Annotated in this window: 7 protein-coding genes; all 7 read left to right on the top strand. The window is 65.9% G+C overall.

The window, feature by feature from the left end; genetic code table 11:
• The first annotated feature begins 86 nt into the window (after positions 1 to 86).
• Genes AX729_RS05615 through AX729_RS05585 form a run of 7 tightly spaced genes read left to right on the top strand, consistent with a single transcriptional unit; the run spans position 87 to position 7,105 of the window.
• Positions 87 to 1,109 carry a xanthine dehydrogenase family protein molybdopterin-binding subunit gene (locus AX729_RS05615; RefSeq protein ID WP_061020915.1) on the top strand — a complete coding sequence of 341 codons (1,023 nt, stop codon included), beginning with the start codon at positions 87 to 89 and terminating at the stop codon, positions 1,107 to 1,109.
• A 10-nt stretch (positions 1,110 to 1,119) separates the two neighbouring features.
• On the top strand, positions 1,120 to 2,001 hold the full coding sequence (locus AX729_RS05610) for an AAA family ATPase (RefSeq protein ID WP_061020914.1): 882 nt from the start codon (positions 1,120 to 1,122) through the stop codon (positions 1,999 to 2,001).
• Positions 1,998 to 3,119: a vWA domain-containing protein gene (locus AX729_RS05605; RefSeq protein WP_061020913.1), complete on the top strand. Its 1,122-nt coding sequence runs from the start codon at positions 1,998 to 2,000 to the stop codon at positions 3,117 to 3,119. Before AX729_RS05610 ends, AX729_RS05605 begins: the two co-directional genes overlap by 4 nt.
• Complete coding sequence (locus tag AX729_RS05600; protein WP_061020912.1) at positions 3,116 to 4,000, top strand: amidohydrolase family protein; 885 nt, start codon at positions 3,116 to 3,118, stop codon at positions 3,998 to 4,000. Before AX729_RS05605 ends, AX729_RS05600 begins: the two co-directional genes overlap by 4 nt.
• A 31-nt stretch (positions 4,001 to 4,031) precedes the next feature.
• Positions 4,032 to 4,880 (top strand): MBL fold metallo-hydrolase, encoded by an 849-nt coding sequence (locus tag AX729_RS05595; RefSeq protein WP_061020911.1) that lies wholly within the window; start codon positions 4,032 to 4,034, stop codon positions 4,878 to 4,880.
• A 20-nt stretch (positions 4,881 to 4,900) separates the two neighbouring features.
• The gene (locus AX729_RS05590) at positions 4,901 to 6,475 is read left to right on the top strand and encodes an isochorismatase family protein (RefSeq protein ID WP_061020910.1); all 1,575 of its coding nucleotides are present in this window, start codon (positions 4,901 to 4,903) and stop codon (positions 6,473 to 6,475) included.
• 3 nt (positions 6,476 to 6,478) lie between these two features.
• The gene (locus tag AX729_RS05585; RefSeq protein WP_061020909.1) at positions 6,479 to 7,105 is read left to right on the top strand and encodes an FMN-dependent NADH-azoreductase; all 627 of its coding nucleotides are present in this window, start codon (positions 6,479 to 6,481) and stop codon (positions 7,103 to 7,105) included.
• Positions 7,106 to 7,131: the final 26 nt, after the last annotated feature.

Raw genomic sequence — 7,131 nt, 5'->3', positions numbered from 1 at the left:
GCCCTCACCTCCCCCGCCGCGCCCGGCCGCGCCGTCCCACGGCGCCACCCGGTTCTCGTCCGTGTTCGGGACAAGGAGACGTTGACATGACCCGGCATCGCGGACGCGGCATGGCGTCGATCAACTATCCCATCGGCATGAATCTCGGCGGCGATCCGAGCCAGGCGCTGGTTCACTCCAACCCCAGCGGCAAGTTCACGGTGGCGCTGTCATCGATCGATCTCGGCCAGGGCATGAAATCGGTGACGCGGCAGATCTGCGCCGAGACGCTCGGCGTGCCCGTCGAGGACGTCTATGTCGACACGGCGGATTCCGACACCGGCCCGCATTGCATGGGCTCGTTCGCCTCGCGCGGCACACACCGCGTCGGCAACGCGGTGATGGCCGCTGCCCGCGAGGCGCGCGGCGTGATGATGGAGGCCGCGGCCGAGGAGCTGGAAGTCAACGCCGCCGATCTCGAAACCGACGGGCGCGGCAACATTCACGTCAAGGGCGCGCCGCATCGCTCGATCTCGACCAAGGACGTCGCGATCGCCGCACAGTTCAAGCAGGGCAAGACCATCTCCGGCCGCGGCATCTTCCTGGTCCCGCTCTCCAACGTCGATCCGGAAACCGGCGAGATGTCGCCGGCAACCTGTTATGCGCATGCCTGCCTCGTCGCCGAGGTCGAGGTGGATGACGAAACCGGCGAGGTCGCGATGGTGCGGATGGACTCCGCCTATGAGCTCGGCCGCGCGCTCAACCCGCGGCTCGTCGAGCAGCAGCTCGTCGGCGGCGCCTGGATGGGTGTCAGTCACGCGCTCTACGAAACCCCGGAACCGTATTACCCGGACCCGGCTCACGGCCCCCGCGACTTCGTCGAATATCTCATGCCCGGCCCGGGTGACATCTGCCCGCACGACATCGCGGTTCTGGAACGCCCTGCTCCCGACGGGCCGTTCGGGGCCAAGGGGCCCGGCGAGATGTGCGCCAACCCGGTTCTGCCGGCCGTTGCGAATGCGATCTTCAATGCGGTCGGCGTGCGCATCGACGATCTGCCGATCACACCCGAGAAGGTGCTGCGCGCGATCAAGGCGCAAGGCGGCGCACGGCCGCAGGCGCGGCGCTAGAGGATCGGCCGTGGCGGTTCGCAGCAACATCGTCGGTATCGACAGCCCGGAGGCGCTGGAGAAGGCGCTGCGCGCGGCCTATTACCTCGCCGACGAAGGACTCGCGACCGCGGCCTATCTCGGCCTTGCCCTCGGCAAGCCGCTGCTGCTAGAAGGCGCGCCCGGTGTCGGCAAGACAGAGGCCGCCAAGGCGATCGCCGCCGTGCTCGGCCGCCGCCTCATCCGCCTGCAATGCTACGAGGGCATCGACGCCTCTGCGGCGCTCTACGAGTGGAACTACCCGCGCCAGATGCTCGCCATCCGCCAGGCCGGCGACGAGAGCATCGACATCTATGGCGAGGCATTCCTGATCGAACGGCCGATGCTGGCGGTGCTACGCGCGCCCGATTCCACCGTGCTCCTGATCGACGAAATCGACCGCGCGGACCAGGAGTTCGAAGCCTTCCTGCTCGAATTCCTGTCCGATTTCCAGATCTCCATTCCCGAGCGCGGCACGGTGCGCGCCGCCGAACGGCCCGTGGTGGTGTTGACATCGAACCGGACGCGTGACCTGCACGAAGCCTTGCGCCGCCGCTGCGTCTATCACTGGATCGACTATCCGACCGCGGAGCGCGAGGCACGGATCATCATGATGCGTGCTTCCAGCGTTGCGGAGGCCACGGCCCGCGCAGTCGTCGCAGCCGTCGAGAAATTGCGACGTGAGCCGTTGAGCAAGGCGCCCGGCATCGCCGAGGCCGTCGACTGGGCCGAGGCCGCGACGCTGCTGCACAAGGGCGGCGCCCGCTGGCCGGATGCATTCAAGCGCTCCATCGGCGTTGCGCTGAAGGACGAGGAGGACCTGCATTTCATCTCACCGCGGCTCGACGCCATGCTCGCGGAGGCGACGGCATGAACGTCGAGCAACAGCTTCCGCGCGCCGCCCGCGTGTTCGTCGCCTTCGTCGCGCTTTTGCGCACGAACGGCTTTGCCGTCGCGCCGGAACAGACCACGGCGTTCCTCGCCGCGATCGAGCTGCTTGGCCCTCGCAGTCTCGACGATATTCGTCAGGCGGCCCTGGCGATGCTCGCCCCGCCGCCGGATCGGCGCACGACGTTCGACCGATTGTTCGATCTTCATTTCCGCGGCAGCGAGGCGATCGCGCACGGCGACGAAGGTGAGGACGACGAGACCGTCCGTCTCCAGGAAGAAGGCCGCGGCGACGACGAGCCGCTGTCCTCCGACGAGGCCAGCGAGTCGGGCCTCACCGCGACGCGAACCGAGGCCCTGGTCGAACGCCGGTTTGCAGTCGCCTCCGCAAGCGACGTACTGCGCCGGCTGGGGCGTGAGGCGTCAAGACGCCTGCCGAAACGGCGCGGCCACCGCCGCATGCGGGCGCGCCGAGGCCCCTTCGCGGATCTGCGCCGCACCTTACGCGACAGCATCCGCAGCGATGGCGAGATTCTACGGCTCGGTCACCTGAAGCGGCGGCAGCGGCCACGCAAGATATTGCTGTTGATCGACGTGTCCGGCTCGATGAAGACCCGGACCGAGGAAAACATGAAGCTCGCGCATGCGCTGGTGCAGGCCGCGCCCAATGTCGAGGCTTTCACCTTCGGCACGCGGCTGACCCGCGTCACCCGGCCGCTGCGGCTTAAGCGTCGCGAGCAGGCGTTGAACGCGGCAGCACATCTGGTCAGCGACTGGGACGGCGGCACCCGCATCGGCGATGCGCTGCAGGCTTTCCTCGCCGTACCGCGCTTCGGCGGCTACGCGCGCGGTGCCGCCGTGATCATCGTCTCCGACGGGCTCGAACGCGGCGAACCCGACGCACTCCGCGACGCCGTCGCAAAATTGTCGCGGCGGGCCTGGCGGGTGAGCTGGTTGACGCCGCTGGCCACAAGCCCGGCCTTCCGCCCGCAGACGGAAGCCCTGATTGCCATCGAACGTTTCGTCGATGACCTCGTGGATGGCGGCTCGAGCGCGTCGATCGTCGCGCATATTCTGGCATTGGGACGAAGGAGAGCGGCGTGAGCGAAATCGTCGATGGCCATCATCACATCTGGCGGCAGGCCGACCTGCCCTGGCTGACCGGCCCGATGCAGCCGCGCATCTTCGGCCCTTACGAACCGATCCGGCGCGACTATTCGATCCAGGAATATCTCGACGACCTCAAGGGCAGCGGCGTCACCCGCTCCGTGTACGTCCAGACCAACTGGGCCAATGACCGTTTCGAGGACGAGGCCGCCTGGGTGCAGCAGACTGCGGACGAGCACGGCTGGCCGCACGCCATCGTCGCCTACGCCAACTTCGCCGTGGACGATGTGCGCCAGCAGCTCGACCGCCTCACACGCTATCCGCTCGTGCGCGGCGTGCGCATGCAGCTGCACTGGCACGAGAACCCGCTGTACCGCTTTGCGGCCCGTCCCGATCTCTGCGCCGATCCCGTCATTCGCCGCAACGTCGCGCGTCTCGCCGATTACGGCTGGAGCTTCGATCTGCAGGTGTTCACGCCACAGATGCCGGAGGCCGCGGAGCTGGCCGACGCCTGTCCCAAGGTGACCTTCATCCTCCAGCATGCCGGCATGCTGGAGGACCTCTCACCGTCTGGCCGCGGCGCCTGGCGCGCCGGCATGGCCCGGCTTGCGGCCTGTCCGAACGTGGTCTCGAAGCTCTCAGGTCTCGGCACCTTCATCCATCGCAACGATCCCGCGCACATCGCCGCCGTGCTCGCCGACACCGTTGCGATCTTCGGCGCCGAGCGCTGCCTGTTCGGCTCCAACTTCCCGATCGAGAAGCTTTGGACCAGCTATCGCGAGCTGGTCGACGCGTTTCGCGCGGCCGCCGCGCCGCTCAGTGCCGCGCAACAGGAGGCGATCTTCAGTGCCACCGCGGCGCGCGTTTATCGGCTGTGACAGACAAGAAACAGGACAGGGAGGGCAACGAATGGCGCTGGAGATCAAGATCCTGGACTACGGCGATATCGAGCTGGAATCGAGTTTCCTGGTGCTCGGACGCGACTGCGGTCGCACCCGCCGAGTCCTCACCCTCGGTTTCCTGATCCTCGGCGGCCCCTATCCAGTCGTGGTCGACACTGGCTACCGCTCCAACCAGATCATGGAAACGCTCGGCATGCGGGGGCTGCAGTACCATGAGAACATGATCGAGAACCAGCTGGCGCGCCATGGCGTGCGCATGGGCGACGTCCGCTTCGTCTGCCACACCCATCTGCACATCGACCACGCCGGCAAGGACGATCTGTTCCCGATGAACACGACCGTCGTGCTCAATCGCAAGGAGCTCGAGTATTCAGTCTCCGGCCTCATGCACCCGCAATATCCGGCGCCCGACATCAAGCACCTGATCGACCGCCTGCACACCAAGAGCGCGTTGCGCTTCCTCGACCTCGAGATCACCGGTCCGATCGAGCTGATGCCCGGCGTCTATTGCGACGCCGCCAACGCTCACACCGAAGGCTCGATGAACATCATCGTCCACACCGCCGACGGCATCGCCACCATCTGCGGCGACGTGATCTACGATTTCAACGACCAGATCGTCACCCCTTTCCACGAAATCCACGACTGGGAGCCGCGCACCACGGGCAATCACGGCACCAGCAAGCGCGCGGAGAAGGCAGCCATCAAGAAGCTGCTCAGCAATTCGCGCTACCTGCTCCCCGTCCACGACCGGCCCGCCAAGATCGAGGGCGGCCATGTCGTGGGGCGGCTGCATGACCAGGTCCCCGGACCGATCGTGCAGTCCCTGCCCGCGCGCAACTGGTTTCCGGCCTGAGGTAAACTGAGGTTCTGCCGATGACGCACGTGACCTTGCGCTCCGAATTCGAGACTTTGATCGATCCTTACGCGCCCGTCGCGCAAGTCGGTACCGGCTTCGACTTCACGGAAGGGCCGATCTGGCATCCGGTCGATCACTATCTCCTGTTCTCGGACATGCCGGGCGACGTGCGTCGGCGCTGGGATGCGCGTCGCGGAATCGTCGAGGTCAAGCGTCCCTCGAACAAGTGCAACGGCATGACCTATGATGCCGAGCTCAATCTGATCGTCTGCGAGCACGCGACGTCGTCGCTGGTCCGCGAACGCCCGGACGGACGACGCGAGGTTTTGGCCTCGCACTTCCAGGGCCAGGAGCTCAACAGCCCGAACGACGTCTGCGTCCATTCGTCCGGCGCGATCTATTTCTCCGACCCCTGGTATGGCCGGATGCCCGTCTATGGCGTCGAGCGGCCGCGCCAGCTCGGCTTCCAGGGCGTCTATCGCCTCGTGCCCGGGGGCGAGCCGAAGCTCGTGGTCGAGCGAAGCCTGTTCGATCAGCCCAACGGACTGTGTTTCTCGCCGGACGAGAAGCTGCTGTATGTCAATGACACCGTGCAAGCCCTGATCCGCGTATTCGACGTCGACAGCGACGGTTCGCTGTCGAATGCGCGAGTGTTTGCGAGTGGCATCAAGTCCGAGCTCGAACCCGGTCTGCCCGATGGTATGAAGTGCGACCAGCACGGCAACGTCTGGGTCACAGCGCCTGGCGGGGTCTGGGCCTATTCGCCGCGCGGCGACCTGCTCGGCAAGGTCCGCCTGCCCGAGCTCGTCGCCAACCTCGCTTGGGGCGGTCCGGACTTCCGCACGCTTTATTTGACCTCCACTCATTCGGTGTACGCGATCCCGACCAAGGTCGGCCCGCGGCATGAGCCCTATATGAGCGGCCGGCGCAGCGGCGGCGGCCCGACTCCGAGCTCCTCACCGGCGACCCCCATTCTCGCGGAGGGCGAGATGCGGCTCGATCCGCAGCGTTGCGCGATGATCATCCAGGACCTCCAGAACGATGTCATCATGGACGGCGGCGCGTTCGCCGAGTCAGGCGCGCCGGGTCATGCAAAGCAACAGCATGTCGTGGAGAATGTGCGCCGCTTGGCTGAGGCAGCACGCGCCCGCGGCGTCGCCATCATCCATGTCTGGTTCGTGGTCGAGCCAGGCGCACCCGGCGTCACGCTGAATGCGCCGTTGTTCGAGGGATTGGTCGACAGCAAGGCGATGGTTCGCGGAAGCTGGGGCGCGGCGCCGGTATCCGGGCTCGAGCCGCGTCCAGGCGATTTCGTCGTCGAGAAGATGCGCATGAGTGCCTGGGAAGGCACGCGGCTGGAGACGATCCTGAAAGCGACGGGTCGCGACATGATCATCAACACGGGTGCCTGGACCAACATGTCGGTCGAGCACACCGCGCGGACCGGCGCCGACAAGGGTTATTTCATGATCGTGCCCGAGGATTGCTGCTCGACCATGAATGCGGACTGGCACAATGCCTCGATCAACTTTGCCATGCAGAACGTCGCGGTCGTGACCAGGGCCGACACCGTCATCAGAGCGCTGGGATGAACTGTGGCGAAGCTCCTGCATCTGTCCTGCTCGCCTCGCGCCGAGTCCGAATCGAATGCCGGCGCGCGCGTCTTTATCGACGGATTCCGCCAGGCTCGGCCGGATTGGGACGTCGACGTCGTGGACATCTGGCGCGAGCGCATGCCGGAATTCACAGGCCCCATCGTCGAGGCCAAATATGCACGCATGAAGGCTCAGGCTTTCAACGACATCCAACGCGACAGCTTTGCCGAGGCCGAGCGAATGGCGCTGCGCTTTTCGCTCGCCGATCGAGTCCTGATCTCGACCCCGATGTGGAACTTCAGTATTCCATACAAGCTCAAGCAATGGTTCGACATCATCGTGCAGCCGGGGCTCACCTTTCGGTTCGATCCATCACAGGGCTATCTCCCGCTGCTGGAGGATCGGCCGACACTGGTGATCCTCGCCAGCGGCAGCGATTTTGCCACCGGAATGAACCGCGGTCGCACCGACATGGCAACGCCTTACCTACGGGAAATCCTGCGTTTCATCGGAGTCACCAATGTCCGCTTCGTGCTGATCGGTCCAACCACCGGACCGCAACAGCCGATCGATGCTGCCCGTGAAAGGGCCCATCAACGCCTCGCTGCCATGGCCGCGACTTTCTAGAGGCCCGCTTTGGCCGCGCATCGAGC

It is taken from the genome of Bradyrhizobium sp. CCH5-F6, assembly GCF_001556045.1.
Taxonomy (GTDB): Bacteria; Pseudomonadota; Alphaproteobacteria; order Rhizobiales; family Xanthobacteraceae; genus Bradyrhizobium.
Note: the sequence above shows the minus strand (reverse complement) of the source record. Positions and strands in the feature narration are given on the sequence as shown.

What these genes read in the sequence shown, in the direction of transcription:
- AX729_RS05615 (WP_061020915.1), top strand. Translation starts at nt 87, where the DNA reads ATGACCCGGCATCGCGGACGCGGCATGGCGTCGATCAACTATCCCATC.
- AX729_RS05605 (WP_061020913.1), top strand. Translation starts at nt 1,998, where the DNA reads ATGAACGTCGAGCAACAGCTTCCGCGCGCCGCCCGCGTGTTCGTCGCC.
- AX729_RS05595 (WP_061020911.1), top strand. Translation starts at nt 4,032, where the DNA reads ATGGCGCTGGAGATCAAGATCCTGGACTACGGCGATATCGAGCTGGAA.
- AX729_RS05590 (WP_061020910.1), top strand. Translation starts at nt 4,901, where the DNA reads ATGACGCACGTGACCTTGCGCTCCGAATTCGAGACTTTGATCGATCCT.